24 protein-coding genes are annotated in these 24,951 nt (G+C 67.5%); 21 read left to right on the forward strand and 3 right to left on the reverse strand.

Features of this window, described 5'->3' with window-relative positions; genetic code table 11:
* The first annotated feature begins 22 nt into the window (after positions 1-22).
* The 15 genes from C6P64_RS01870 (at position 23) to C6P64_RS01940 (ending at position 16,010) form a co-directional block, all read left to right on the forward strand.
* Positions 23-4,771 carry a glutamate synthase-related protein gene (locus C6P64_RS01870; RefSeq protein WP_105746886.1) on the forward strand — a complete coding sequence of 1,583 codons (4,749 nt, stop codon included), beginning with the start codon at positions 23-25 and terminating at the stop codon, positions 4,769-4,771.
* A 57-nt stretch (positions 4,772-4,828) separates the two neighbouring features.
* On the forward strand, positions 4,829-6,310 hold the full coding sequence (locus tag C6P64_RS01875) for a glutamate synthase subunit beta (RefSeq protein ID WP_105746887.1): 1,482 nt from the start codon (positions 4,829-4,831) through the stop codon (positions 6,308-6,310).
* A gap of 100 nt (positions 6,311-6,410) precedes the next feature.
* Entirely contained in the window at positions 6,411-7,229 is an 819-nt protein-coding gene (locus tag C6P64_RS01880; RefSeq protein WP_105746888.1) for an ABC transporter ATP-binding protein, read from the forward strand.
* Positions 7,226-8,008: a lipid asymmetry maintenance ABC transporter permease subunit MlaE gene (gene mlaE, locus C6P64_RS01885; RefSeq protein WP_105746889.1), complete on the forward strand. Its 783-nt coding sequence runs from the start codon at positions 7,226-7,228 to the stop codon at positions 8,006-8,008. The genes C6P64_RS01880 and mlaE overlap by 4 nt, the downstream gene beginning before the upstream one ends.
* A gap of 16 nt (positions 8,009-8,024) precedes the next feature.
* The gene (gene mlaD / locus C6P64_RS01890) at positions 8,025-8,513 is read left to right on the forward strand and encodes an outer membrane lipid asymmetry maintenance protein MlaD (RefSeq protein WP_105746890.1); all 489 of its coding nucleotides are present in this window, start codon (positions 8,025-8,027) and stop codon (positions 8,511-8,513) included.
* Between the two features lie 26 nt (positions 8,514-8,539).
* The gene (locus tag C6P64_RS01895) at positions 8,540-9,256 is read left to right on the forward strand and encodes an MlaA family lipoprotein (RefSeq protein WP_105746993.1); all 717 of its coding nucleotides are present in this window, start codon (positions 8,540-8,542) and stop codon (positions 9,254-9,256) included.
* Positions 9,257-9,365: 109 nt separating this feature from the next.
* The gene (locus C6P64_RS01900) at positions 9,366-10,025 is read left to right on the forward strand and encodes an MlaC/ttg2D family ABC transporter substrate-binding protein (protein WP_105746891.1); all 660 of its coding nucleotides are present in this window, start codon (positions 9,366-9,368) and stop codon (positions 10,023-10,025) included.
* 4 nt (positions 10,026-10,029) lie between these two features.
* A complete protein-coding gene (locus C6P64_RS01905) occupies positions 10,030-10,308 on the forward strand; it encodes an STAS domain-containing protein (RefSeq protein WP_105746892.1) in 279 nt (92 codons plus the stop codon).
* 12 nt (positions 10,309-10,320) lie between these two features.
* Positions 10,321-11,238, forward strand: coding sequence for an ABC transporter ATP-binding protein (locus C6P64_RS01910; RefSeq protein WP_105746893.1), 918 nt, complete (start codon positions 10,321-10,323; stop codon positions 11,236-11,238).
* Complete coding sequence (locus C6P64_RS01915) at positions 11,235-11,990, forward strand: ABC transporter permease (RefSeq protein WP_105746894.1); 756 nt, start codon at positions 11,235-11,237, stop codon at positions 11,988-11,990. Before C6P64_RS01910 ends, C6P64_RS01915 begins: the two co-directional genes overlap by 4 nt.
* A gap of 2 nt (positions 11,991-11,992) precedes the next feature.
* The gene (locus tag C6P64_RS01920; RefSeq protein WP_105746895.1) at positions 11,993-12,235 is read left to right on the forward strand and encodes a BolA family protein; all 243 of its coding nucleotides are present in this window, start codon (positions 11,993-11,995) and stop codon (positions 12,233-12,235) included.
* A gap of 2 nt (positions 12,236-12,237) precedes the next feature.
* Positions 12,238-13,521 carry a UDP-N-acetylglucosamine 1-carboxyvinyltransferase gene (gene murA, locus C6P64_RS01925; protein ID WP_105746994.1) on the forward strand — a complete coding sequence of 428 codons (1,284 nt, stop codon included), beginning with the start codon at positions 12,238-12,240 and terminating at the stop codon, positions 13,519-13,521.
* Positions 13,518-14,186, forward strand: a complete 669-nt coding sequence (gene hisG, locus C6P64_RS01930) for an ATP phosphoribosyltransferase (RefSeq protein ID WP_105746896.1) — start codon at positions 13,518-13,520, stop codon at positions 14,184-14,186. Before murA ends, hisG begins: the two co-directional genes overlap by 4 nt.
* Before the next feature lie 22 nt (positions 14,187-14,208).
* On the forward strand, positions 14,209-15,525 hold the full coding sequence (hisD, locus tag C6P64_RS01935) for a histidinol dehydrogenase (protein ID WP_105746897.1): 1,317 nt from the start codon (positions 14,209-14,211) through the stop codon (positions 15,523-15,525).
* A gap of 149 nt (positions 15,526-15,674) precedes the next feature.
* Complete coding sequence (locus C6P64_RS01940) at positions 15,675-16,010, forward strand: Hpt domain-containing protein (protein WP_170073023.1); 336 nt, start codon at positions 15,675-15,677, stop codon at positions 16,008-16,010.
* A gap of 13 nt (positions 16,011-16,023) precedes the next feature.
* Here the strand turns inward: C6P64_RS01940 and C6P64_RS01945 are convergent, their stop codons facing one another.
* Positions 16,024-16,902: a response regulator transcription factor gene (locus C6P64_RS01945; RefSeq protein WP_245911595.1), complete on the reverse strand. Its 879-nt coding sequence runs from the start codon at positions 16,900-16,902 to the stop codon at positions 16,024-16,026.
* 105 nt (positions 16,903-17,007) lie between these two features.
* On the opposite strand from C6P64_RS01945, the gene C6P64_RS01950 reads away from it, so the two are divergent.
* Entirely contained in the window at positions 17,008-18,504 is a 1,497-nt protein-coding gene (locus C6P64_RS01950; protein ID WP_211296780.1) for a methyl-accepting chemotaxis protein, read from the forward strand.
* A 22-nt stretch (positions 18,505-18,526) separates the two neighbouring features.
* Here C6P64_RS01950 and C6P64_RS01955 read toward each other — a convergent pair whose 3' ends face one another.
* Both C6P64_RS01955 and C6P64_RS01960 read right to left on the reverse strand, forming a co-directional pair.
* Positions 18,527-19,255 carry an SDR family NAD(P)-dependent oxidoreductase gene (locus C6P64_RS01955; RefSeq protein ID WP_245911590.1) on the reverse strand — a complete coding sequence of 243 codons (729 nt, stop codon included), beginning with the start codon at positions 19,253-19,255 and terminating at the stop codon, positions 18,527-18,529.
* A gap of 34 nt (positions 19,256-19,289) precedes the next feature.
* Complete coding sequence (locus tag C6P64_RS01960; protein WP_170073024.1) at positions 19,290-20,222, reverse strand: MerR family transcriptional regulator; 933 nt, start codon at positions 20,220-20,222, stop codon at positions 19,290-19,292.
* Positions 20,223-20,332: 110 nt separating this feature from the next.
* On the opposite strand from C6P64_RS01960, the gene C6P64_RS01965 reads away from it, so the two are divergent.
* The 5 genes from C6P64_RS01965 to C6P64_RS01985 are packed head-to-tail and all read left to right on the forward strand — an operon-like array spanning position 20,333 to position 24,942.
* A complete protein-coding gene (locus tag C6P64_RS01965; protein ID WP_105746903.1) occupies positions 20,333-20,914 on the forward strand; it encodes a glutathione peroxidase in 582 nt (193 codons plus the stop codon).
* A 12-nt stretch (positions 20,915-20,926) separates the two neighbouring features.
* Positions 20,927-22,231, forward strand: coding sequence for an NAD(P)/FAD-dependent oxidoreductase (locus C6P64_RS01970; RefSeq protein ID WP_105746904.1), 1,305 nt, complete (start codon positions 20,927-20,929; stop codon positions 22,229-22,231).
* Positions 22,228-23,076 (forward strand): DUF1365 domain-containing protein, encoded by an 849-nt coding sequence (locus C6P64_RS01975; RefSeq protein ID WP_105746905.1) that lies wholly within the window; start codon positions 22,228-22,230, stop codon positions 23,074-23,076. The genes C6P64_RS01970 and C6P64_RS01975 overlap by 4 nt, the downstream gene beginning before the upstream one ends.
* Before the next feature lie 19 nt (positions 23,077-23,095).
* Positions 23,096-24,334 (forward strand): SAM-dependent methyltransferase, encoded by a 1,239-nt coding sequence (locus C6P64_RS01980; protein ID WP_105746906.1) that lies wholly within the window; start codon positions 23,096-23,098, stop codon positions 24,332-24,334.
* The gene (locus tag C6P64_RS01985; RefSeq protein WP_105746907.1) at positions 24,331-24,942 is read left to right on the forward strand and encodes a chalcone isomerase family protein; all 612 of its coding nucleotides are present in this window, start codon (positions 24,331-24,333) and stop codon (positions 24,940-24,942) included. The genes C6P64_RS01980 and C6P64_RS01985 overlap by 4 nt, the downstream gene beginning before the upstream one ends.
* The last annotated feature ends 9 nt before the right edge of the window (positions 24,943-24,951 follow it).

A 24,951-nucleotide genomic window follows, 5' to 3' on the forward strand; every position in this document is an offset into this window, starting at 1 on the left:
ATGCTTAATTGAGGAGTTTGGCGTGACCCGTCCTACCGAAATCGCTCAGCTGCAGCAGCAAGGTCTGTACAGCTCCGCCCAAGAACATGACGCCTGCGGCGTCGGCTTCGTGGCCCATATCAAGGGCCAGAAGAGCCATGCCATCGTCGGCCAGGCCCTCAAGATCCTCGAGAACCTGGATCACCGTGGCGCCGTCGGTGCCGATCCGCTGATGGGCGACGGTGCCGGTCTGCTGCTCCAGATCCCCGACCAGCTGTATCGCGAAGAGATGGCCAAGCAGGGCGTGACCCTGCCGCCGGCCGGCGAGTATGGCGTCGGCTTCGTCTTCCTGCCCAAGGAACACGCCTCCCGCCTGGCCTGCGAGCAGGAGATGGAGCGCGCGATCAAGGCCGAAGGCCAGGTCCTGCTGGGCTGGCGCGACGTGCCGGTCAACCTCGAGATGCCGATGTCCCCGGCCGTGCGCGAGAAGGAGCCGGTCATGCGCCAGGTCTTCATCGGCCGCGGCGCCGACGTGATCGTGCAGGACGCGCTCGAGCGCAAGCTGTACGTGATCCGCAAGACCGCCAGTGCCCATATCCAGGCGCTCAAGCTCAAGCACAGCAACGAGTACTACATCCCCTCGATGTCGAGCCGCACCGTGGTCTACAAGGGCCTGCTGCTGGCGAACCAGGTCGGCGAGTACTACCTCGACCTGCAGGACCCGCGCTGCGTCTCGGCCATCGGCCTGGTGCACCAGCGCTTCTCGACCAACACCTTCCCCGAGTGGCCGCTGGCCCACCCCTACCGCTATGTCGCGCACAACGGCGAGATCAACACGGTCAAGGGCAACTACAACTGGATGAAGGCGCGCGAAGGCGTGATGTCCTCGCCGGTGCTGGGCGATGACCTGAAGAAGCTGTACCCGATCAGCTTCGCTAGCCAGTCCGACACCGCGACCTTCGACAACTGCCTCGAGCTGCTGACCATGGCCGGCTACCCGATCAGCCAGGCCGTGATGATGATGATCCCCGAGCCGTGGGAGCAGCACAGCACGATGGACCCGCGCCGTCGCGCCTTCTACGAATACCACGCCGCCATGCTCGAGCCGTGGGACGGCCCGGCCTCGGTCGTGTTCACCGATGGCCGCCAGATCGGCGCCACGCTGGACCGCAACGGCCTGCGTCCGGCGCGCTACTGCGTGACCGATGACGACTTCGTCATCATGGGTTCCGAAGCCGGCGTGCTGCCGGTGCCCGACAGCAAGATCGTGCGCAAGTGGCGCCTGCAGCCGGGCAAGATGTTCCTGATCGACCTCGAGCAGGGCCGCATGATCGACGACGAGGAGCTGAAAGCCAACCTCGCCAACTCCAAGCCCTACGCCCAGTGGATCGAGAACCTGCGCATCCGCCTCGATGACGTGGTGCAGCCGGTCGCCGGCGAGCTCGATTCCCAGACCATGGTCGAGGAGTCCTCCGTCGCAGCCGTCGAGAGCGTCGAGCCCTCGCTGCTGGACCGCCAGCAGGCCTTCGGCATGACCCAGGAAGACATCAAGTTCCTGATGGCGCCGATGGCGAAGAACGGCGAGGAAGGCATCGGCTCGATGGGCAACGACAGCCCGCTGGCCGTGCTCTCGTCGAAGAACAAGCCGCTCTACAACTACTTCAAGCAGCTGTTCGCCCAGGTGACCAACCCGCCGATCGACCCGATCCGCGAGGCGATCGTGATGTCGCTGGTGTCCTTCATCGGTCCCAAGCCCAACCTGCTCGACATCAACCAGGTCAACCCGCCGATGCGGCTCGAGGTCAGCCAGCCCATCCTTGACTTCAAGGACATGGCCAAGCTGCGCAACATCGAGGCCAAGACCCAGGGCAAGTTCAAGAGCGCCACCATCGACATCACCTATCCGGTGAGCTGGGGCAAGCAGGGCGTCGAGGCCAAGCTGGCTTCGCTGTGCGCCGAGGCCGTCGATGCGATCAAGGGTGGCAAGAACATCCTGATCATCAGCGACCGCAACATCAGCGCGACCCAGGTCGCCATTCCCGCGCTGCTGGCCCTGTCTGCGATCCACCAGCACCTGGTGCGCGAGGGCCTGCGCACGACCGCCGGCCTGGTGGTCGAGACCGGCTCCGCACGCGAGATCCACCACTTCGCGGTGCTGGCCGGCTATGGCGCCGAGGCGGTCCATCCCTACCTGGCGATGGAAACCCTGCAGGCGATCAGCAAGGACCTGCCGGGCGAGCTGTCGACCGAGAAGGCGATCTACAACTACGTCAAGGCGATCGGCAAGGGCCTGTCCAAGATCATGTCCAAGATGGGCGTGAGCACCTACATGTCCTACTGCGGCGCCCAGCTGTTCGAGGCCATCGGCATCGACAGCGAGACCGTGGCCAAGTACTTCACCGGCACCCCGACCCGCGTCGAGGGCATCGGCGTGTTCGACATCGCCGAGGAAGCGATCCGCACCCACCAGGCGGCCTTCGGCGACGATCCGCTGCTGGCCAACATGCTCGACGCCGGCGGCGAATACGCCTGGCGCACCCGCGGCGAGGAGCATCTGTGGACGCCTGACGCGATCGCCAAGCTGCAGCACTCGACCCGCGCCAACAACTGGAACACCTACAAGGAATACGCCCAGATCATCAACGACCAGAGCAAGCGCCACCTGACGCTGCGCGGTCTGTTCGAGTTCAAGGTCGATCCGAGCAAGGCGATTGCGGTCGAGGAAGTCGAGCCGGCCAAGGAGATCGTCAAGCGCTTCGCCACTGGCGCGATGTCGCTGGGTTCGATCTCGACCGAGGCCCACGCCACCCTGGCCGTCGCGATGAACCGCATTGGCGGCAAGTCCAACACCGGCGAAGGCGGCGAGGACCCGGCGCGCTACCGCAACGAGCTCAAGGGCATCCCGATCAAGCAGGGCGAGACCCTGGCCTCGGTGATCGGCGCCGAGCAGGTCGAGGTCGACCTGCCGCTGCTGGCCGGTGACAGCCTGCGTTCGCGCATCAAGCAGGTCGCTTCGGGCCGCTTCGGCGTCACCGCCGAGTACCTGGCCTCTGCCGACCAGGTCCAGATCAAGATGGCCCAGGGCGCCAAGCCGGGCGAGGGCGGCCAGCTGCCGGGCGGCAAGGTGTCCGAGTACATCGGCTTCCTGCGCCACTCGGTGCCGGGCGTCGGCCTGATCTCGCCGCCGCCGCACCACGACATCTACTCGATCGAGGATCTGGCCCAGCTGATCCACGACCTGAAGAACGTCGCCACCAGCGCCAGCATCTCGGTCAAGCTGGTGTCCGAAGTCGGCGTCGGCACCATCGCCGCCGGCGTCGCCAAGTGCAAGGCCGACCACCTCGTGATCGCCGGCCATGACGGCGGCACCGGTGCCTCGCCGCTGTCTTCGATCAAGCATGCCGGCGGTCCGTGGGAAATCGGCCTGGCCGAGACCCAGCAGACCCTGGTGCTGAACCGCCTGCGTGGCCGCATCCGCGTCCAGGCCGACGGCCAGATGAAGACCGGCCGCGACGTCGTGATCGGCGCGCTGCTGGGCGCTGACGAGTTCGGCTTCGCGACCGCTCCGCTGGTTGTCGAGGGCTGCATCATGATGCGCAAGTGCCACCTGAACACCTGCCCGGTCGGCGTCGCGACCCAGGACCCCGAGCTGCGCAAGAAGTTCAGCGGCAAGCCCGAGCATGTCGTCAACTACTTCTTCTTCATCGCCGAGGAAGTGCGCCAGATCATGGCCCAGCTGGGCATCCGCAAGTTCGACGACCTGGTCGGCCGTGTCGACCTGCTCGACACCCGCAAGGGCCTGGAGCACTGGAAGGCCCAGGGCCTGGACTTCAGCCGCCTGTTCGCCCAGCCCCAGGTGCCGGCCGACGTGCCGCGCCTGCATGTGGCCGAGCAGGACCACTGCCTCGAGAAGTCGCTCGACAACGTCCTGATCGCCAAGTCCAAGGCCGCGATCGAGAACGGCGAGAAGGTCCAGTTCATGGAGGTGGCGCGCAACGTCAACCGTTCCGTCGGCGCCATGCTGTCGGGCGCGGTGACCCGGGTGCACCCGGAAGGCCTGCCGGACGACACCATCCGCATCCAGCTCGAGGGCACGGGCGGCCAGTCCTTCGGCGCCTTCCTGTGCAAGGGCGTGACCCTGTACCTGATCGGTGAAGCCAACGACTACACCGGCAAGGGCCTGTCGGGCGGCCGCATCGTGGTGCGTCCGAGTCTGGACTTCCGCGGCGTGGCGCAGAACAACATCATCGTCGGCAATACCGTGATGTACGGCGCGACCACCGGCGAGGCCTTCTTCAGCGGCGTCGGCGGCGAGCGCTTCGCGGTCCGCCTGTCGGGTGCCACTGCCGTCGTCGAAGGCGTGGGCGACCATGGCTGCGAATACATGACCGGCGGCACCGTGGCCGTGCTTGGCAAGACCGGCCGCAACTTCGCGGCTGGCATGAGCGGCGGCATTGCCTATGTCTACGACGAGGACGGCCAGTTCGCCTCGCGCTGCAACACGGCCCAGGTCACCCTGGACAAGGTGCTGTCGGCGACCGAGCAGCAGGCGATCGGCGATGTCGCGACCTGGCACCGTGGCCAGACCGACGAGGAGCAGCTCAAGAAGCTGCTCGAGGATCACCTGCGCTGGACTGGCAGCAAGCGTGCGCGCGACCTGCTGGACAACTGGGCCGAGGCTCGCGCCAAGTTCGTCAAGGTCTTCCCGACCGAGTACAAGCGCGCGCTGGGCGAGATCCATGCCCGCAAGCAGGCCAAGGCAGCGACCCCGGAAGCCGTCGCCGCCAAGTAATCCGTCAAAATCGATTCAGGGGGCAGGGCGCGAGTCCTGCCCCGCAAAGGAAAGAAAATGGGAAAAGTCACCGGCTTCATGGAATTTGAGCGCATCGAAGAGGGCTACAAGCCCGTCGCCGAGCGCCTCAAGCACTACAAGGAATTCGTGATCGGTCTGAGCGATGAGCAGGCCAAGATCCAGGGCGCGCGCTGCATGGACTGCGGCACCCCGTTCTGCAACAACGGCTGCCCGGTCAACAACATCATTCCGGACTTCAACGACCTGGTCTACCACCAGGACTGGCAGAACGCGAGCACGGTGCTGCACAGCACCAACAACTTCCCCGAGTTCACCGGTCGCATCTGCCCGGCGCCCTGCGAGGCGGCCTGCGTGATCAACGTCAACGGCGATCCGGTCGGCATCAAGTCGATCGAGCACGCGATCATCGACAAGGCCTGGGAAAACGGCTGGGTCAAGCCGCAGCCGGCCAAGGTCCAGACCGGCAAGAAGGTCGCCGTCGTCGGCGCCGGCCCGGCCGGCCTGGCCGCGGCCCAGCAGCTGGCGCGTGCCGGCCATGACGTCACGCTGTTCGAGAAGAACGATCGCGTCGGCGGCCTGCTGCGCTACGGCATCCCCGACTTCAAGTTCGAGAAGTCGCATATCGACCGCCGCGTCAAGCAGCTCGAGGCCGAAGGCGTCAAGATCCGCACCGGCGTGCTGATCGGCAGCATGCCCGAGGGTTCCAAGGTCACCAACTGGGCCAAGGAAAGCATCAGTCCCGAGCAGCTCAAGCAGGACTTCGACGCCGTGCTGCTGACCGGCGGCTCCGAGCAGTCGCGCGACCTGCCGGTGCCGGGCCGCGAGCTCGACGGCATCCATTTCGCGATGGAGTTCCTGCCGCAGCAGAACAAGGTCAACGCCGACGGCAAGCTCAAGGGCCAGCTGCGCGCCGATGGCAAGCATGTGATCGTGATCGGCGGTGGCGACACCGGCTCCGACTGCGTGGGCACCTCGACCCGCCACGGCGCTGCCAGCGTGACCCAGTTCGAGGTCATGCCGATGCCGCCCGAGCAGGAGAACAAGCCGCTGGTCTGGCCCTACTGGCCGCTCAAGCTGCGTACCAGCTCCAGCCACGACGAGAGCGCCGAGAAGGGCATCCTCAAGCGCGAGTTCGCGATCTCGACCAAGGAGTTCATCGGCAAGAACGGCAAGGTCACCGGCCTCAAGACGGTTCAGGTCGAGCTCAAGGACGGCAAGCTGGTCGAGGTGCCTGGCACCGAGAAGGAATTCCAGGCTGACCTGGTGCTGCTGGCGATGGGCTTCGTCCATCCGGTCGCGACCATCCTGGATGGCTTCGGCATCGAGAAGGACGGTCGCGGCAATGCCAAGGCCAGCGATGCGCTGGTCGGCGGCTACGCGACCAGCGTGCCCAAGGTCTTCGCTGCCGGCGACATCCGCCGCGGCCAGTCGCTGGTGGTGTGGGCGATCCGCGAAGGCCGCCAGGCCGCGCGCGCGGTCGACGAGTTCCTGATGGGCTCGACCCAGCTGCCGCGCTGATGCGCCCGGGGGTATAGGCGAATCCAGCTCAGGGTTTTCCTCTATCCCTTATCATATGGAAGCCGGTCAGTCCGGCTTTCTTCATTTCTGAGCCTGCCCCATGTCCACACCGCACCTGGTTGAAATCCGCGATCTCACCTTCGGGTATGGGGATGGCCGCCTCGTGCTCGAGGACATCAACCTGCATGTGCCGCGCGGCAAGGTCACGGTGCTGATCGGTGCCTCGGGCGGTGGCAAGACCACCTTGCTGCGCCTGATCGGCGGCCAGAACAAGGCCGTCAAGGGCCAGGTGCTGTTCGACGGCCAGGATGTCGGCCAGCTCGACCGCGACGGCCTCTACGCGATGCGCCGCCGCATGGGCATGCTGTACCAGTTCGGCGCGCTGTTCACCGACCAGGATGTCTACGACAACGTGGCCTTCCCGCTGCGCGAGCACAGCGGCCTGCCCGAGTCGATGATCCGCGACATCGTGCTGATGAAGCTGCAGGCGGTCGGCCTGCGCGGCGCGCGGCATCTGATGCCCAGTGAATTGTCGGGCGGCATGGCGCGCCGCGTCGCGCTGGCGCGCGCGATCGCGCTCGACCCCGAACTCGTGATGTACGACGAGCCGTTCTCGGGCCTGGACCCGATCTCGCTCGGCACCGCCGCGCGCCTGATCCGCCAGCTCAACGACACGCTGGGACTGACCAGCCTGATGGTCTCGCACGAGCTCGACGCCACCTTTGCGGTCTGCGACCATGTGATCGTGCTGGCCAACGGCAAGGTGGCGCAGCAGGGCACGCCCGACGAGATCCGCGCCAGCGACAACCCGCTGATCCGGCAATATGTCACCGCCTCGCCCGAGGGGCCGGTGCGCTTCCACTACCCCGGTCCCGAGGTCGAGGAAGACTTTGGCCTGGTGGCCAGGAGAACTGCATGAAACGCCTGGCACCGGCCGAGATCGGTTTCGCCGTGCGCAGCTGGCTGGCTGACCTCGGCCGCGGCGCGCGGCTGTTCTTCCGCCTGCTGCTCGGCACCTGGGGCAGCTGGCGCCGCTTCGGCCTGATTCGCGACCAGATTCATTTCCTCGGCAACTACTCGCTTGCGATCATCGGGGTCTCGGGCCTGTTCGTCGGCTTCGTGTTCGCGCTGCAGGGCTACAACATCCTCGAGAAGTTCGGCTCGACCGAGGCGCTGGGCCTGATGGTGTCGCTGAGCCTGATCCGCGAGCTCGGTCCGGTGGTGACCGCGCTGCTGTTCGCGGGCCGCGCCGGTACCTCGCTGACGGCCGAGATCGGCCTGATGAAGGCCGGCGAGCAGATCAGCGTGATGGAGATGATGGCGGTCGATCCGATCGACCGCGTGCTGGCGCCGCGCTTCTGGGCCGGTGTCATCACGATGCCGCTGCTCGGCGCGGTCTTCAGCGCGATGGGCATCATCGGCGGCTGGATCGTCGGCGTGCTGATGATCGGCGTCGATGGCGGTTCGTTCTGGAGCCAGATCCAGGGCGGGGTCGACGTCTGGGCCGACATCGGCAACAGCCTGATCAAGAGCCTGGTGTTCGGCATCGCGGTGACCTTCATCGCGCTGCAGCAGGGTTTCGAGGCCAGTCCGACGCCCGAGGGGGTGTCGCGCGCGACCACCCGTACCGTGGTGATGGCCTCGCTGTCTGTCCTCGGTCTGGATTTCATCCTGACCGCCATGATGTTTGCCGTTTGATTCAAGGGAGAGCCAATTGCAACGCTCCAAAGTCGATGTCTGGGTAGGCCTGTTCGTGCTGATCGGCGCGGCCGCCATCCTGTTCCTGGCCCTGCAGTCGGCCAACCTGCTCAACCTGAGCTTCGAGAAGACCTACCAGGTGACGGCCAAGTTCGACAATGCCGGCGGCCTGAAGCCGAAGGCGGCGGTCAAGAGCGCTGGCGTCGTGGTCGGCCGCATCGAGTCGATCAATTTCGACGACAAGAGCTACCAGGCCCAGGTGGTGCTGGCGCTCGAGTCGCGCTATGCCTTCCCGAAGGACAGCTCGCTCAAGGTCTTGACCAGCGGCCTGCTCGGCGAGCAATATGTCGGCATCGAGCCGGGTGGCGACGAGAAGAACCTGGCTCAGGGTGATGTGATCACCCAGACCCAGTCGGCCGTGGTGCTCGAGAACCTGATCGGCCAGTTCCTCTACAGCAAGGCGGCTGACGCGGGCAATTCCCCCGCCAATGCCACGGCGCCCTGAGCGCCACAGCGACCAAGGACATGGCGATGAGCTCGACTCTCCACAAGCTGCTGCAGACGGCCGGGCTGACGGCCTTGCTGGCGCTGGCCGGCTGTGCCAGCGGACCGGCGGCCGACCCGCGCGATCCGCTCGAGCCGCTCAACCGCGGCATCTACCAGTTCAACGTCGATGTCGACCGCGCGCTGCTCAAGCCGGTGGCGACGGCCTATGTCGATGTCGCGCCGGCGCCCGTGCGCACCGGCGTCAACAACTTCTTCGGCAACTTGCGTGACGGCTGGTCGGCCGTCAACGGCGTGCTGCAGTTGCGTCCGCGCGAGGCGACCGAGAACGGCATGCGCTTTGCCATCAACAGCACCTTCGGCCTGGTCGGCCTGCTCGACATCGCCTCGGAAATGGGCCTCGAGCGCACCACGCTGGACTTCGGCATGACGCTGGGCCGCTGGGGCGTGCCTGACGGTCCCTACCTGATGCTGCCGCTGCTCGGCCCCTCGACGTTGCGCGACACGGCGGCCTTGCCGGTCGATGGACAGGGCAATGCCGTCGGCCAGGTCGGCCATATCCCGACCCGCAACGAGCTGAGGGCGCTGAGCGTCGTCGACCAGCGCGCCGGCCTGCTGCGCGCCGGCGACATGCTGCAGGAGGCGGCACTCGATCCCTACAGCTTCCTGCGCGATTCCTACCTGCAGCGTCGCCACAGCCAGATGGGCGTGACTCCGCCCGAGGAACGCTACGACCTCGAATGAAACAATTGCAGGCATTTGTAAGCGGAGGGCGCGACTGTCATCGCCCTCGGCTACAGTGACCTGGCAACAGCCCCTTGTCGGGGCCTCTCTTGCAGACAGGAAAGACCCAATGAATCTTGCCATCGACCGCCGCACGGCCCTGGGTTGGGCGGCCGCCTTTTCCCTTTCCGGCCTGGCCGGCCGCGCCATGGCGCAGGCCAGCGAGGGCCCCGAGGTGCTGATCCAGCGCGTCGCCGCCGAACTGATCGAGGCGGTCAAGTCCGATCCGGCGCTGCGCAACGGCGACCAGGCCCGGGTGATCGCGCTGGTCGACAACCGCTTGCTGCCGCACGTGAACTTCATGCGCATGACGGCATCGGCCGTCGGCCGCTTCTGGCGCCAGGCCACGCCTGAGCAGAAGCAGAAGCTGCAGGCCGAGTTCAAGACCCTGCTGGTGCGCACCTATTCGGGCGCGCTGAGCCAGGTCAAGGACCAGACCCTGGTCGTCAAGCCGCTGCGCGCCAATCCGGGCGATACCGAGGTCATTGTGCGCTCCGAGCTGCGCAGCCCGGGCAAGGACCCGGTCCAGCTCGACTACCGGGTCGAGAAGACCGATGCCGGCTGGAAGGTCTACGACCTCAACGTGCTCGGCGTCTGGCTGGTCGAGACCTACCGCGGCCAGTTCGCGCAGGAAATCAATGCCAAGGGCCTGGATGGCTTGATCGCGGCGCTGGCGCAGCGCAACCGCGGCAATGTCACCGAGAAGCCGCCGGTCGGCAGCAAGGGCTGAGGCCGTGAGCCGATTGCCTGCCTTGCCGTCCCGGCTCACCCATGCCGAGGCGCCGGCCTGCCTGGCCGCCTGCGAGGCCGCGCTGCGCCGCACCCCGGCTGGCGAGCCGGCCGAGCTCGATGCCGGTGCGCTGCAGGACTTCGATTCCTCCGCCGTGGCGCTGTTGCTGGCGCTGGCGCGCGTGGCGCGCGAGCGCAGCGTCGAGCTGCGCCTGCTGGCCCTGCCGCAGCGCCTGCGCGAGCTGGCCGTACTTTATGGGGTCGGCAGCCTGCTGCCCGGCTAGAATCCCCGGTCCATGTCAGCAGTCTCATTCCAGAACGTTTCCAAGACCTTTGCCACCGCGCGCGGGGAGCTGCACGCCCTCAAGGGCGTGAGCTTCGACATCGAGCCGGGCGAGTTCTTCGGCCTGCTCGGCCCCAATGGCGCGGGCAAGACCACGCTGATCAGCATCCTGGCCGGCCTGTCGCGCGCCAGCAGCGGCCGCGTGCTGGTGCATGGCGCCGATGTGCAGGCCGACTTTGCCCAGGCCCGCCGTTGCCTCGGCGTGGTGCCGCAGGAGCTGGTGTTCGACCCCTTCTTCAATGTGCGCGAGGCGCTGCGCTTCCAGTCGGGCTATTTCGGCATCCAGCGCAACGACGACTGGATCGACGAGCTGCTCGACGGCCTCGGCCTGACCGATAAGGCGAACGCCAACATGCGCCAGCTCTCGGGCGGCATGAAGCGGCGCGTGCTGGTCGCGCAGGCGCTGGTGCACAAGCCGCCGGTGATCGTGCTCGACGAGCCGACCGCCGGGGTCGATGTCGAGCTGCGCCAGACCCTGTGGGCCTTCGTCTCCAGGCTCAACAAGCAGGGCAGCACCGTGCTGCTGACGACGCATTACCTGGAGGAGGCCGAGGCGCTGTGCAACCGCATCGCGATGCTCAAGCTCGGCCAGGTGGTGGCGCTGGACAAGACCTCGGAGCTGCTCAAGCAGGCGGTCGCGACCCAGCTCTGCTTCAAGACCGACCAGGCGCTGCCGCCCGCGCTGGCGGCGCAGGCGCGCGTGACCGGCCGCGTGGTGCGGCTGCCGGCGCAGGACGCGGCGGCGGTCGAGCGGCTGCTGGCCCAGCTGCGCGAGCAGGGCATCGCGGTCGAGGACATCGAAATCCGCAAGGCCGATCTCGAGGACGTGTTCCTCGACCTGATGGCCGGCCACCCGGAGGCAAGCGCATGAGCGGCTGGACCACCCTGTTCTACAAGGAAGTGCTGCGCTTCTGGAAGGTCGGCTTCCAGACCGTGGCGGCACCGGTCATGACGGCCATCCTGTACCTGCTGATCTTCGGCCATGTGCTGGAAGAGCATGTGCAGGTCTACGATGGCGTGGGCTATACCGCCTTCCTGCTGCCGGGCCTGATCATGATGAGCCTGCTGCAGAACGCCTTCGCCAACAGCTCGTCGAGCCTGATCCAGAGCAAGATCATGGGCAACCTGGTCTTCATCCTGCTGAGCCCGCTGTCGCACCGGGCCTGGTTCCTGGCCTATGTCGCCTCCTCGATGGTGCGCGGCCTGGTGGTCGGCGCTGGCGTGCTGCTGGCCACCTGCTGGACCGCCCAGTTGAGTTTTGCCGAGCCGCTCTGGATCCTGGCCTTCGCGCTGCTGGGCTCGGCCCTGCTCGGTTCGCTCGGCGTGATCGCCGGTCTCTGGGCCGAGAAGTTCGACCAGATGGCGGCGTTCCAGAACTTCGTCATCATGCCGATGACCTTCCTGAGCGGCGTGTTCTATTCCATCCACTCGCTGCCGCCGTTCTGGCAGCAGCTCAGCCGCTTCAACCCCTTCTTCTACATGATCGACGGCTTCCGCCACGGCTTCTTCGGCCGCGGCGACGTCTCGCCCTGGCTCAGCCTGGGCGTGGTGGGAGGGGCTTTCGCCCTGGTCGCGGGCCTGGCCCTGCACCTGCTCAAGACCGGCTACAAGATCCGACACTGAACATGACTTCCGACGAACTGCAATCCATCATCGCCGCCGGCCTGAGCTGCGAGCACCTGGAGGTTTCGGGCGATGGCCGCCACTGGGCCGCCGTTGTCGTGTCCGCCGCCTTCGAGGGCAAGCGCGCGATCGCGCGCCACCAGCAGGTCTATGCGACCCTGGGTCCGCGCATCCACAACGACGAGGTACATGCGCTGTCGATCAAGGCCTACACCCCGGCCGAATGGGCCGCTGCCCAGGGCTGAAGATGGACAAGCTACTGATTCGCGGTGGCCGCCGCCTGAACGGCGAGGTGAATGTCTCGGGCGCCAAGAACGCGGCGCTGCCCGAGCTCTGTGCCGCCTTGCTGACCGACCAGCCGGTGATGCTGCGCAACGTGCCGCGCCTGCGCGACGTGGCGACCATGCGCCAGCTGCTCGAGAACATGGGCGTGCAGGCCCAGACCCATGGCGAGCGCGGTGGCTTCACGCTGCAGGCGGCCGATCCGATCAAGCCGGAAGCGCCCTACGAGCTGGTCAAGACCATGCGCGCCTCGGTGTTGGTGCTGGGCCCGCTGCTGGCGCGCTTCGGCCAGGCCAAGGTCTCGCTGCCGGGCGGCTGCGCGATCGGCTCGCGTCCGGTCGACCAGCACATCAAGGGCCTGCAGGCCATGGGCGCCGAGATCGAGGTCGAGCATGGCTACATGATCGCGCGCCTGCCGGCCGGCCGCACCCGCCTGAAGGGCGCGCGCATCACGACCGACATGGTGACCGTGACCGGGACCGAGAACTTCCTGATGGCCGCCACCCTGGCCGAGGGCGAGACCATCCTCGAGAACGCGGCGCAGGAGCCCGAGATCACCGATCTGGCCGAGATGCTGATCAAGATGGGAGCCCGGATCGAGGGCCATGGCAGCAGCCGCATCCGCATCCAGGGCGTCGAGCGGCTCGATGGCTGCGACCATGCGGTGGTGGCCGACCGGATCGAGGCCGGCACCTTCCTGTGTGCGGTCGCGGCCACCGGCGGCGAGGCGCTGCTGCACCATGCGCGCGCCGATCATCTCGACGCGGTGATCGACAAGCTGCGTGATGCCGGCGTCCGGGTCGATGCGGTCGAAGGCGGCCTGCGCGTGACCTCGCCCGGCGCGGCCCAGCTCAAGGGCCAGACCTTCCGCACCACCGAATACCCGGGCTTCCCGACCGACATGCAGGCCCAGTTCATGGCGCTCAACGTGGCGGCGCAGGGCGCCAGCAGCGTGACCGAGACCATCTTCGAGAACCGCTTCATGCATGTGCAGGAGCTGCAGCGCCTGGGCGCGCGCATCCATACCGACGGCCGGGTCGCGCTGGTCGAGGGTCTGGGCGAGTTCGGCCGCCTGTCGGGCGCGACCGTGATGGCGACCGACCTGCGGGCCTCCGCCAGCCTGGTGATCGCCGGCCTGGTGGCCAAGGGCGAGACCGTGGTCGACCGCATCTACCACCTGGACCGCGGCTACGACCAGATGGAAGTCAAACTGCGCGCCCTCGGCGCCGACATCGAAAGAATCCAATGAGCCAGGCCAAACTGACCCTGGCCCTGTCCAAGGGCCGCATCTTCGAGGAGACCTTGCCGCTGCTGCGCGCTGCCGGCATCGAGGTGCTGGAAGATCCCGAGAAGTCGCGCAAGCTGATCCTGCCGACCAACCGCGCCGACGTGCAGGTGGTGCTGGTGCGCGCCAGCGACGTGCCGACCTATGTCCAGTATGGCGGTGCCGACCTGGGCGTCTGCGGCAAGGACACGCTGATCGAGCACGAGGCCGAGTGGGGCGGTGCCGGCAGCGTCGGCCTGTACCAGCCGCTCGACCTCAAGATCGCCAAGTGCCGCATGAGCGTGGCGGTGCGCGCCGACTTCGATTACGCCAATGCGGTGCGCCAGGGCGCGCGCCTCAAGGTCGCGACCAAGTATGTCGCGATCGCGCGCGAGTTCTTCGCCAGCAAGGGCGTGCACGTCGACCTGATCAAGCTCTACGGCAGCATGGAATTGGCACCGCTGACCGGCATGGCCGATGCCATCGTCGACTTGGTCTCGACCGGCAACACGCTGAAGGCCAACCATCTGGTCGAGGTCGAGCCGATCATGGAGATTTCCTCGCGCCTGGTCGTCAATCCGGCCGCGCTCAAGGTCAAGCGCGAGCTGATCCGTCCCATCCTCGACGCCTTTGCCCAGGCCACGGCCTGAAACCTTCCCTAGGTCCGACAAGATGAAAGCCACCCCGCTGGTGCTGCGCACCACCGACGCCGATTTCGAAGCCCGCTTCCAGCAGCGCCTGCACTGGTCGGCCGACACCGATGCCGCGATCGAGCAGCGCGTGGCCGCTATCCTGGCCGACGTGCGGGAGCGGGGCGACGCGGCGGTGATCGAGTACACCCAGCGCTTCGACGGCCTGCAGGTCGATGGCATGGCCGGACTCGAGCTCAAGCAGGACGAGCTCAAGGCAGCGTTCGACGGCCTGCCCGAGGTCCAGCGCGAGGCGCTGCAGGCGGCTGCCGCGCGGGTGCGCCGCTACCACGAGGCGCAGAAGCGCGCCAGCGGCGAGAGCTGGAGCTATCGCGACGAGGACGGCACGCTGCTGGGCCAGAAGGTCACGCCGCTGGACCGGGTCGGCATCTACGTGCCGGGCGGCAAGGCGGCTTATCCGTCTTCCGTGCTGATGAATGCGATTCCGGCCCATGTCGCTGGCGTGGGCGAGATCATCATGGTGGTGCCGACGCCGCGCGGCGAGAAGAACGCGCTGGTGCTGGCCGCCGCCCATGTGGCCGGCGTGACGCGCGCCTTCACCATCGGCGGCGCCCAGGCCGTGGCCGCGCTGGCCTATGGCACCGCGACCGTCCCCAAGGTCGACAAGATCACCGGCCCCGGCAACGCCTATGTCGCGAGCGCCAAGAAGCATGTGTTCGGCACGGTGGGCATCGACATGATCGCCGGCCCGAGCGAGATCCTGGTGCTGGCCGACGGCACGACGCCGCCGGACTGGGTCGCGATGGACCTGTTCAGTCAGGCCGAGCACGACGAGCTGGCGCAGAGCATCCTGCTGTGCCCGGACGCCGCCTACATCGAGGCGGTGCAGGCCTCGATCGACAAGCTGCTGCCCGAGATGCCGCGCGCCGAGATCATCGCCAAGAGCCTGAACGGGCGCGGTGCGCTGATCCTGACCCGCAGCATGGAGGAGGCCTGCGAGATCAGCAACCGGATCGCGCCCGAGCACCTCGAGGTGTCGTCGAGCGAGCCGCTGCGTTGGGAGCCGCTGCTGCGCCATGCGGGCGCCATCTTCCTGGGTGCCTACACCAGCGAATCCTTGGGCGACTACTGCGCCGGCCCGAACCACGTGCTGCCGACCAGCGGCACCGCGCGCTTCAGCTCACCGCTGGGTGTCTACGATTTCCAGAAGCGCTCCAGCCTGATCGAGGTCAGCGAGGCCGGCGCCCAGGTGCTGGGCCGCATTGCCTCGGTGATCGCGCATGGCGAGGGCCTGCAGGCGCACGCCCGCGCGGCCGAGCTGCGGCTGCGATCCGCCTGACGGCATCCCTGACCCCGGCTGGCGCCGCCTGCGCTGACTGCTTGGAGGGCCGCGCCATGTTGCAGCAATATCTCGCTTCACCTGGGCCACACTCGCTCGATGCCGCTCCATCGGCATCCCGGCAACCTGCCGGGCTGGATGGACTCGTCATGAACATCGTGCATGGCGTGGCGGTCTGTGGCGACGAGAACGCCTACCGCCGCATCCTGCATCAGTTCCTCGAGCGCTATCGGGCCGGGGTCGCCGAGTGGCGTTCAGCGCCAGCGGATCGCGGGCTTGTCCTCGACCTGGCGCACCAGCTCAAGAGTGTAGCCAGCTATCTGGGGCTGGAGCGGCTGGCAGCCACGGCGCACGAGGTGGATGATCCGGACGCTTCGCTGGAGCAGATCGAGCTCGCGTGGCAGCGACTGCAGGCGACGATGACCGAGGCATTGGCTGCGATTGCCGCTTTCCTGTCGCCTCCGCCTGGCGACAGTCCCGGCTGATCCAGGCAGACACTCAGCAGGCCTCGCTGCTGCCGACACCGGCTTGGCGGAACTGGCCGGGCGTCAGCCCGAACCGGGCCTTGAAGGCTGCAGTGAAGTTGGCGCCGCTCGTGAAGCCGAGTTCCTGCGCGATGGACTGGATTTCCATCAGCGTCTGCTTCAGCAACTGGCATGCCTGGCGCATGCGCGCCTCGCGCAGGTACTCGAAAACGCTCATGTCGACCCGCTGCTTGAACGCCTGGCCCAGGCGGCTGACGTTGGTGCCCGCCGCCCGCGCGACCTGCTCGAGCTTGGGGGTGCGGTCCATTTGAGCCAGCAGGTAGGAGCTCGCCGCCTCGAAGATCAGGTCGTCCAGCGTGGCCGGGGAACCTTGGGCCGTACCGGCCGGCATCACTACGGGCTTGGGCTTTTCTTGCAGATGGAGGGCCAGGCGCAAGCCGACTTCCGCGAAGTTGAATGGCTTGTGGATGTAGTCCACGGCTCCCGCCAGCAGGCCGTGAACCCGGTCGTCTGGCGTCGTCGCCCCGGACAGGAACATCACGTCAACCGATCTCGTCCTGCAGCCCGTTTTCAGGATGCGGCAGGCGGTGAGTCCGTCGCAGTGCGGCATGTTGATGTCCATCAGCACCAGATCGGGGAGCAGGCGCCTGGTCTGTGCAATCGCTTCCGCTCCGTCGCTGGCCAGGTAGACATGGCAGCCCTGTTTCCTCAGGTATTGCGCCAGCAGTTCCTGCTGGATGGGCTCGTCCTCCGCGATCAACAGGCGTCGTCCATGCAGCCGGGACAACTCGGAAGTCTGGATGTGGTCGTTCATTGACTCAGATGGAACGACCGTGAAAACATTTGGTTGCAGCAATGCCATCTCATCGCTGGGCAATGTTGAATCCAGCACGGTCAAGCTAAATTCACATATAAGGTCTTGTTTATACATGGAATTATGAGCTTTAACACCGCGGCGACGCACGGAGAGTTTGACTACGATCAAGGCTTGACGCTGATGTCGGTCACCGACACGCAAAGCTACATCACCTACGCGAACGAGGCTTTCGCGGAGGTCAGCGGTTATCACGACGGCGAGCTTCAGGGGCAGCCGCACAAGATCGTTCGCCATCCCGACATGCCGGCTGCCGCCTTTGCCGACATGTGGACGACCCTGAAGCAGGGCATGTCCTGGACCGCGCTGGTCAAGAACCGGCGCAAGGACGGTGGCCATTACTGGGTGCGCGCGAACGCTGCCCCCATGGTGCGTGACGGGCAGGTGGCCGGGTATATCTCGGTGCGCACCAAGCCCAGGCGCGAGGAGATCGCCGCGGCCGAGCAGCTGTACGGCGACTTCCGCGCCGGCCGGGCCGGTTCGCGCCGTTTCCATCGTGGCCTGGTCGTGCGCACCGGCCTCGGGTCCTGGCGCTCGCTGTTGCAATTGATCTCGGTGGCCGCGCGCATACGTCTGGTGCTGGCCTTCATCGCCCTGGGCCAGCTGGGCCTGCTGGCCTCGCTCGGGCTCGGCACGGTGCCGCTGGCAACGGCGGCCGGGGTGACGCTGCTGCTCTGCGGCTTGGCAGACGCCTGGCTGCAAGTGCAGATCAGTCGCCCCCTTGCCAAGGTGGCCCAGCACGCGCAGTCGGTGGCGGCCGGCAACATGGTTCGCTCGCAGCATTTCAACCGGATCGACGACATCGGCATGATCATGCGGTCGGTGAACCAGGCGGGACTGAACCTGCGTTCGCTGGTCGCCGATGTCGAGGCGCAGGTCGAAGGCGTCCAGGGCGTCAGCCAGCAGATCCGGCAGGCCGGCAACGATCTGGCAGCTCGGACCGAGCAGTCGGCTTCCGGGCTGGAGCAGACCGCTGCGTCGATGGAAGAGCTCACCTCGACCGTGGTGCAGAATGCCGACGGCGCACGCGAGGCGACACAGCTGGCCCAGGGGGCCAGCCAGGCCGCCGAACGGGGCGGAGCAGTGGTCGCGCAGGTGGTCGAGCTGATGCAGCGCATCACGAGCAGCTCGAAAAAGATCGCCGACATCATCGGGCTGATCGATGGCATCGCCTTCCAGACCAATATCCTGGCGCTGAACGCGGCGGTGGAAGCTGCGCGAGCCGGCGAGCAGGGGCGTGGCTTCGCGGTCGTGGCGAGCGAGGTGCGCAGCCTGGCCCAGAGAAGCGCTGACGCAGCGCACGAAATCAAGTCGCTGATCGAGGAAAGCGTGGCGGAGGTCAACTCTGGCTCGTCCTTGGTCCGGCAGGCCGGCGACACCATGAACGGCCTAGTGCGCGAAGTCCAGCGCGTCAGCCAGCTGATCGGCGAAATCACGACCGCAAGCAACGAGCAGGCCAATGGCGTGTCTCAGGTCTGCGTGGCGGTCGCCGAACTTGACCGGGTGACGCAGGAGAATGCCACCATGGTGCAGGGCAGCGTGGATGCCGCGCATGTACTGATGGCGCGGGCTGAGCGCCTGGGCGACGCGGTCAAGGTCTACAAGAACCGGTACGCTTGAGACGGCCTGCTCCCAGCCTGGCTCACCAGGGAATGATCTGTCCGGCGTGGTCGACGAACTGCGCCCGCCCGGTCGGTTCCAGGCCGTCGAGCACGCGCAGCAGGCGGGCGGCCGAATCGAGCGGGTCCATTGCCTGTTCGCCGACGAAGGGCCGGCTCAGGCCCGAGCGCACCGTGCCGGGCTGCAGCGCCGCGACCACGGCCAGCGGGCGCCGGCGCGCGATCTCGATCGCTGCCGTCTGCAGCAGCATGTTGAGCGCTGCCTTGGACGCGCGGTAGCCGTACCAGCCGCCCTTGCGGTTGTCCTCGATGCTGCCAACCCGGGCCGACAGCTTGGCCCAGATCACGCGCTCCCCTGTGGCCAGCCGGGGCAGCAGCCGCTGCAGCAGCAAGGCCGGGCCGATCGCATTGATGCTCATCGCGTCCTGCAGCGCTCCGGCATCGAGCTCGTCGAGCCGCTTTTCCGGCGGGCGTCCATCGAGCAGCAGCGCGCCGGTGGCGTCGATCACGAGCTGGAACGGACCCCGCTCGGCCAGCGTCAGCGCCAGCCGCTCGAGGCTGGCCGGGTCCCTGAGGTCGAAGCCGGGATCGCTCTGGCGCGACAGTCCGATCACGCTGGCGCAGCGCGGATCGGACTGCAGCAGCGTCACGAAGGCCTGGCCGATGGCGCCGCTGGCGCCCAGCACCAGGGCCGAATAGCCCGCACGCAGGCTCTGCATCGACGGGGCGGGGAGGGCGGTGTGGTCTTGCATGTCGTCTTTGCTCGGAGGTGCAGGATCAAGCGGATCACTCATGGGCCGCGCGCCAGCGCGCCAGGCCGGCATCGACCTGCGCACCATTGACGACCGGCCGCACGTCCTGGGGCAGGCGGCGCCGGTTGGCGTCGATCCAGGCGCCGCCGACCCAGAGTTCGGTCGCGGGCGGCAATTGCTCGCGCAGCAGCGACAGCTGCTCCGTGACCTCGCGCACCGAGGCGTGCAGGCTGATGCTGAGCGCGACGATGTCGATGCCGAGATGCCCGACCGCGGCCAGGATCTCGCTCGCGGGCAGCCGCGGGCCGAGCGCGAGCCGTTCGCAGCCGGCGAGCGCGAAATAGCATTCGGCCATCAGCAGGCCCAGCGTGTGCTGCTCCTGCGGCAGCGTGGTCAGCAGCACCCGCGGCGGGCGGTTGTCGCCTTGGCTGTCGAGCTTGGCGATGGCTTCGCGCAGCACCGACTGCAGGGTTTCGCTGAACAAGTGCTCCTGGTGGATCGAGAGCCGGTTCGCCAGCCAGGCCTGGCCGATGTGCTGGCCCAGCGGGACCAGCAATTGCTCGATCGCCTGCGCCAGGCCCAGCTGCTGCAGCTCTTGCTGCAGCGCCGCCCGCAGCTGCAGCTGCTGGCCCTGTTCTAGCAGGGCCAGCCAGCCGTCCAGGCCGGTCGCCGCGCACTGATCCGCCGGGGCACAGCTGGCCTGCAGCAAGGCCTCGAGCTGCGGCAGCGGCAAGGGCACGACCTGGCCCGGCCGATGGCCCGCGTCGAGCAGCTGCTTGATCCGCAGCAGGCGCTGCAGCTGCGGCTGGTCGTACAGGCGGTCGCCACGCGCATCGCGCAGCGGGGTCGGAAAGCCGTAGCGGCGCTCCCAGACCCGCAGGGCGTCCTTGCCCAGTCCGGTGTCGCGCTCGATCTCGGCGATGTTCCAGAGCTGGGCGGATGGAGGGCTGGCGGTGGTCGGATTCATGGTCGCGGGGGAAGAGGCTGAAAAATGGATTGGGGCTTTGTCTTGAGCGTCACACGCGACTTGCATAAATGAAGCATACTTGGCTTTGTCTAAGACAAATAGAGGCCGCCATGAAATTCCTGCATTTGAGCCTGCCTTTTGCCGCTGCCGCGATGACGGCCCTCGGCGCTGCCTCCGTGCAGGCCGCCGAGCCGGCCGCCAGCTGCCCGGCCCTGCTGCAGCACAGCTTCCCGAGGCTGCAGGACGAGAAGCCGCAGTCGCTCTGCCAGTACAGCGGCAAGGTGCTGCTGGTGGTCAACACCGCCAGCTACTGCGGCTTCACCGGCCAGTACGAGGGCCTGGAGCAGCTGCACGCGCGCTACCGCGACCGTGGCCTGGTCGTGCTGGGCTTCCCGTCCAACGACTTCGCCCAGGAGACCGGCAGCAACCAGCAGATCGCCGAATTCTGCAGCAATACCTACGGCGTCAAGTTTCCGATGTTCGCCAAGAGCTCGGTCGCTGGCGCCCAGGCCTCGCCCTTCTTCCGCCAGCTGGCCGAGGCCACCGGCCAGAAGCCGCGCTGGAACTTCTACAAATACCTGATCGGTCGCGATGGCAAGCCGGTTGCCTCCTACTCGAGCATGACCGGGCCCGATAGCCAGGCCCTGCGGCGCGAGATCGAACGCCTGCTGGCCCTGCCGGCCCCCCGCTGAAGGAAGAAAAAGATGAAGATTGCAATCGTCGGCTCCGGCATCTCGGGCCTGGCCGTGGCCCATGCGCTCAAGGGCCAGGCGGCCTTGACCCTGTTCGAGGCCGGCGACTATTTCGGCGGCCATACCCACACGGTGGACGTGACCCTGCCCGACGCCAGCGGCCGCCCGGTCACCCAGGGCGTCGATACCGGCTTCCTGGTCTACAACGAGCGCACCTACCCGCAGCTGATCGCGCTGTTCGAGCAACTGGGCGTCGCGACCGCCAAGTCCGACATGTCGTTCTCGGTCCAGGTGCCGGCGGCTGGCAACGGACGCGCGCTGGAATGGAGCGGCAGCAACCTGGCCTCGCTGTTCGCGCAGAAGCGCAACCTGCTCAATCCGCGCTTCCTCGGCATGCTGGCCGACCTGCTGCGCTTCAACAAGCTGTGCACCCGCATCGCCGAGCAGGGGGTGGACGCCGAGCTGATGCAGCCGCTGGGCGACTTCCTCTCGGCCCATCGCTTCGGCGCGGCGTTCCGCGACTGGTATTTCCTGCCGATGCTGGGCTGCATCTGGAGCTGCCCGACCGACCAGATGCTGCAGTTCCCGGTCGCGACCATGATCCGCTTCTGCCACAACCATGGCCTGATCCAGGTCAGCAACCGGCCGCAATGGCACACGGTGGCCGGCGGTGCGCGTCACTATGTCGAGAAGATCCTGGCCGGCATCGCCGACAAGCGGCTCAACACGCCGGTGCGGCTGATCGAGCGCGATGCCGCCGGGGTGCGGATCGTGACCGATCACGGCGCCGAGCGCTTCGACCAGCTGGTGCTCGCGACCCATTCCGACCAGGCGCTCGCGCTGCTGCGCGAGCCCAGCGCACTGGAGCGCGAGCTGCTCGGCGCGATCCGCTACCAGCCCAACCGGGCCGTGCTGCACACCGACGTGTCGGTGATGCCGCAGCGCCGGCGTGCCTGGGCGGCCTGGAACTACGAGCGCGCCGCCGACGACGGCCGCGAGTCGGCCCGGGTCTGCCTGCATTACTGGCTCAACCTGCTGCAGCCGCTGCCGTTCGCGCAGGATGTCATCGTGTCGCTCAATCCGGTGCGCGAGATCGATCCGGCCCGCATCATCGGCGAGTACGAGTACGCGCATCCGGTGTTCGACCTGGCAGCGATCCGGGCCCAGCAGCGCCTGGGCGAGCTGCAGGGTCAGCAGCACAGCTGGTTCTGCGGTGCCTGGACCGGCTACGGCTTCCACGAGGACGGACTCAAGTCCGGGCTGGCGGTGGCGGCCGGCCTCCAGCAGCAGCTGCAGGACTGGCGGGAGGCCGCATGAGCCTGTCGGCCGCACCAGCCGCTTCGGCCTCCTCGACCCCCTCAGCAGCGGTCGAGCCAGCGGGCTGGCCTGGCGCCGGGCCGCTGATCGGCTTCGGCCAGGTGCACCACAGCCGGCTGCGGCCGAGCCGCAACGACTTCAGCTATCCGACCTGCTTCCTGCTGTTGCCGATGCGCCGCCTGGCGGCTGACCCGGCGGCGGCTGGCGCGCTGGCGCTGAACCGCCCGGGGCTGCTCAGCTTCTTCGATGCCGATCATGGCGACGGCCGCGGTCCGGAGCAGGGCGGCGCGCTGGCCTGGCTCGACGAGCTGTTGCGCGCCGAGGGCATCAGCGACGCCGATGGCGAGGTCTGGCTCCATGCCTATCCGCGCATGCTCGGCCATACCTTCAAGCCGGTCAGCTTCTGGTATTGCGAGCGCGCCGACGGCAGCCTGCGCGCGATCGTGGCCGAGGTCAACAACACCTTCGGCGAACGCCACTGCTACCTGCTCGAGCAGCCGCGCTACGGTATCGAATTGCAGGCCGAAAAGGTCTTCCATGTCTCGCCCTTCTGCGAGCTGGCCGGGCGCTACCGCTTCCGCTTCCTGCGCCACGGGCAGGGCGGCGAGCTGCAGACCCTGGTGCGGGTCGACCATGACGACGAGGCCGGCCCGCTGCTGCGCACCAGCGTCGGCGGCCGGCTCGAGCCCGTCACGCGCGCCAGCCTGCGGCGTGCGCTGCTGGGCTATCCCGCCATGACGCTGATGATCGTGTGGCGCATCCACTGGCAGGCGCTCAAGCTCTGGGTCAAGCGGGTGCGCTTCCATGCCAAGCCCGCTCCGCCTGACCGATTCCTGACCCGCTGACCTTCGGGAGACTCCATCCATGAACAGCTCCACCTTTCCACGCGGCGTTTCCGGCCTGCAGCCCTTGCCGGCCGACCTGCCCGCTTCCGCCCGTACCCTGTTCGGCCTGCTGCAGCGCCTGTCCCACGGCTCGCTGACCCTGCAGCTGCCCGACGGCCAGTTGCAGCATTTCGGCCAGGCCGAGTCGGGCTCGCCCTGCGCGGTGATCCATCTGCACAACTGGAAGCCCTGCGCGGCCGCGCTCAAGTCGGGCGACATCGGCTTTGCCGAGAGCTATGTCGCCGGCGACTGGAGCACGCCGCATCTGGCCGAGCTGCTCGGCCTGCTGGCCGCCAACCGGCAGGCGCTCGATGCCGCGATCTTCGGCCACTGGGCCGGCCGGTTGCTGTACCGGATCAAGCATCTGCTCAACCGCAACACGCGCGCCAACAGCCGCAAGAACATCCACGCCCATTACGACCTCGGCAATGCCTTCTACCGGCTCTGGCTCGATCCGAGCATGAACTATTCCTCGGCCTGGTTCGAGGGGCGCATGGATGGCGACCTGAACCAGGCCCAGCATGCCAAGGTGGCGCGCGCGCTGCGCATGGTCGAGCTGCAGCCGGGCCAGCGCCTGCTCGAGATCGGCTGCGGCTGGGGCGCGCTGGCGGAAAAGGCCACGCTCGAGTTCGGCGCCTCGGTGACCGGCGTGACCCTGTCGACCGAGCAGCTCGGCTTCGCGCGCCAGCGCCTGGCCGACCAGGGCCAGTCGGAGCGGGCCGATCTGCGGCTGCAGGACTACCGCGACATCGACGACGGGCCCTATGACGCGATCTGCTCGATCGAGATGATCGAGGCGGTCGGGCAGGAATACTGGCCGACCTATTTCCAGACCGTGCAGCGGCTGCTCAAATCCGGTGGCAAGGCCTGCATCCAGAGCATCGTGATCGACGACCGGCTGTTCGCGCGCTACCTGCGCTCGACCGACTTCATCCAGCAGTACATCTTCCCCGGCGGCTGCCTGCCCTGTCCGGCCGAGTTCAGGCGCCAGGCCGAGTCCGCCGGGCTGCGCGTGGTCGACGAGTTCGCCTTCGGCCTCGACTATGCCGAGACCTGCCGGCGCTGGCGCGAGTCCTTCCTGGCCCGGCGCGAGGAGGTGCTGCAGATCGGCTTCGACGAGCGCTTCATCCGGGTCTGGGAGTTCTACCTGGCCTATTGCGAGGCGGGTTTCCGCGCCGGCGACATCGACGTGCGTCAGTACACGCTGCAAAAGCCATGAGCAAGACCCGGCGCCGCATCGTCTTGGCCCTGCTGGCTGCAGGGCCGGTCATTGCCTGGCCGGTCGCTGCCCTAGCAAACGGATTGGCCAGCGCAGCGACCGATCCCGTGTCGGCGAGTGCCGCTGCGGTGCTTGACCAGGGTCGTCTGCTGTCGCTGCCGGGGGCCCGGCTGGCGGGCCAGGGCCTGCTGCGCTTCTGGGGCCTGGAGGTCTACCAGGCCCGCCTTTGGGTCGGCCCCGGCTTCAGGCCCGAGTCCTTCGCCAGCCAGCCCTTCGCGCTCGAGCTCGAGTACCGGCGCGCCTTCAAGGCCAGCGCGATCGCCGAGCGCTCGATCCAGGAGATGCGCCGCCTGGGTTCCTTCAGCGATACCCAGGCCCGGCGCTGGCAGCGCGCCTTGCAGGCTGCGCTGCCCGATGTCAGGCCGGGCGACCGCATCGTCGGCCTGAACCGGCCGGGCCAGGGCGTGCGCTTCGAGCAGGACGGGCACCTGCTCGGCGAGCTGGCCGACCCCGAGTTCGCGCGCCTGTTCTTTGCCATCTGGCTGGCACCGGCCAGTCCGGAGCCAGCGCTGCGCGAGGCGCTGCTGGCCGGCCTGGCGGCAGACTGAGGCGGGACT

This window comes from Malikia granosa (genome assembly GCF_002980595.1).
GTDB classification, from domain to species: domain Bacteria; phylum Pseudomonadota; class Gammaproteobacteria; order Burkholderiales; family Burkholderiaceae_C; genus Malikia; species Malikia granosa.

What these genes read in the sequence shown, in the direction of transcription:
- C6P64_RS01915 (WP_105746894.1), top strand. Translation starts at nt 11,235, where the DNA reads ATGAGCGGCTGGACCACCCTGTTCTACAAGGAAGTGCTGCGCTTCTGG.
- hisD (WP_105746897.1), top strand. Translation starts at nt 14,209, where the DNA reads ATGAAAGCCACCCCGCTGGTGCTGCGCACCACCGACGCCGATTTCGAA.
- C6P64_RS01875 (WP_105746887.1), top strand. Translation starts at nt 4,829, where the DNA reads ATGGGAAAAGTCACCGGCTTCATGGAATTTGAGCGCATCGAAGAGGGC.
- C6P64_RS01950 (WP_211296780.1), top strand. Translation starts at nt 17,008, where the DNA reads ATGTCGGTCACCGACACGCAAAGCTACATCACCTACGCGAACGAGGCT.
- C6P64_RS01965 (WP_105746903.1), top strand. Translation starts at nt 20,333, where the DNA reads ATGAAATTCCTGCATTTGAGCCTGCCTTTTGCCGCTGCCGCGATGACG.
- C6P64_RS01940 (WP_170073023.1), top strand. Translation starts at nt 15,675, where the DNA reads ATGAACATCGTGCATGGCGTGGCGGTCTGTGGCGACGAGAACGCCTAC.
- C6P64_RS01910 (WP_105746893.1), top strand. Translation starts at nt 10,321, where the DNA reads ATGTCAGCAGTCTCATTCCAGAACGTTTCCAAGACCTTTGCCACCGCG.
- hisG (WP_105746896.1), top strand. Translation starts at nt 13,518, where the DNA reads ATGAGCCAGGCCAAACTGACCCTGGCCCTGTCCAAGGGCCGCATCTTC.
- C6P64_RS01975 (WP_105746905.1), top strand. Translation starts at nt 22,228, where the DNA reads ATGAGCCTGTCGGCCGCACCAGCCGCTTCGGCCTCCTCGACCCCCTCA.
- C6P64_RS01895 (WP_105746993.1), top strand. Translation starts at nt 8,540, where the DNA reads ATGAGCTCGACTCTCCACAAGCTGCTGCAGACGGCCGGGCTGACGGCC.
- C6P64_RS01980 (WP_105746906.1), top strand. Translation starts at nt 23,096, where the DNA reads ATGAACAGCTCCACCTTTCCACGCGGCGTTTCCGGCCTGCAGCCCTTG.
- C6P64_RS01985 (WP_105746907.1), top strand. Translation starts at nt 24,331, where the DNA reads ATGAGCAAGACCCGGCGCCGCATCGTCTTGGCCCTGCTGGCTGCAGGG.
- C6P64_RS01955 (WP_245911590.1), bottom strand. Translation starts at nt 19,255, where the DNA reads ATGCAAGACCACACCGCCCTCCCCGCCCCGTCGATGCAGAGCCTGCGT.
- C6P64_RS01920 (WP_105746895.1), top strand. Translation starts at nt 11,993, where the DNA reads ATGACTTCCGACGAACTGCAATCCATCATCGCCGCCGGCCTGAGCTGC.
- mlaE (WP_105746889.1), top strand. Translation starts at nt 7,226, where the DNA reads ATGAAACGCCTGGCACCGGCCGAGATCGGTTTCGCCGTGCGCAGCTGG.
- C6P64_RS01880 (WP_105746888.1), top strand. Translation starts at nt 6,411, where the DNA reads ATGTCCACACCGCACCTGGTTGAAATCCGCGATCTCACCTTCGGGTAT.
- C6P64_RS01900 (WP_105746891.1), top strand. Translation starts at nt 9,366, where the DNA reads ATGAATCTTGCCATCGACCGCCGCACGGCCCTGGGTTGGGCGGCCGCC.
- C6P64_RS01970 (WP_105746904.1), top strand. Translation starts at nt 20,927, where the DNA reads ATGAAGATTGCAATCGTCGGCTCCGGCATCTCGGGCCTGGCCGTGGCC.
- murA (WP_105746994.1), top strand. Translation starts at nt 12,238, where the DNA reads ATGGACAAGCTACTGATTCGCGGTGGCCGCCGCCTGAACGGCGAGGTG.
- C6P64_RS01960 (WP_170073024.1), bottom strand. Translation starts at nt 20,222, where the DNA reads ATGAATCCGACCACCGCCAGCCCTCCATCCGCCCAGCTCTGGAACATC.